Source organism: Rhodopirellula europaea 6C, assembly GCF_000338295.1.
Classification (GTDB): Bacteria; Planctomycetota; Planctomycetia; order Pirellulales; family Pirellulaceae; genus Rhodopirellula; species Rhodopirellula europaea.
This window is the reverse complement of sequence record NZ_ANMO01000217.1, coordinates 1-587: the sequence shown is the minus strand read 5'-3', so window position 1 is coordinate 587 and position 587 is coordinate 1. Positions and strand designations below refer to the sequence as shown.

Annotated in this window: 1 pseudogene; it reads right to left on the bottom strand. The window is 57.1% G+C overall.

The annotated features are described in order from the left end of the window. A pseudogene (locus tag RE6C_RS23780) lies at positions 1 to 587 on the bottom strand (FG-GAP repeat domain-containing protein); the annotation flags it as partial.

The window sequence follows — 587 nt, the reverse complement described above, 5'->3', positions numbered from 1 at the left end:
CACCACTTGAACCTCCAGTGAATGTTGTTTGCCCTCGACGGTGATCTTCGGAAACGACAGAACTCCGGTTGTCACCACGCTGTTGCTGTACAAATCAATCGGCGGACCGAGCGGTTGATCATCGAGCGTCAACTGCACGATGCCGTAGTCGCCCGCACACGTGAGCACCACTTCCACGTCGACCGTGCCGGTGAACTCCGGCAATGGAAGCATCAACTTGTCGGCCGGTTTGGCACCGGTCCACCAAAGCTGCGATTGGTTGCTCCACTGATCCTCGTTAAAACGTGACATGTCCTGAGGTTTCGCGTAACCGGCGGTCGCTTTGCCCGTCAGCGTTTCGCCTTCGATCGCACCGGGCACCTTCCCCGTCTCGCGGTCAATCTTCGCCTTCGGGCCACGCAACGCCTCCGCATCCTTCACTTGAGGCAGCTTTGGACCGGTGTAGACCTTTGGTTGTGCCGTTTGAAACTCAGACTCACTGACTGACTTCACCCGATGCGTCAAAACGTGAGCTCCCAGCATTCCACCGACAACGATGTCGGGAAGTTTGTCGTCATTGATGTCCACGATGGAAATCTGCCGACGGG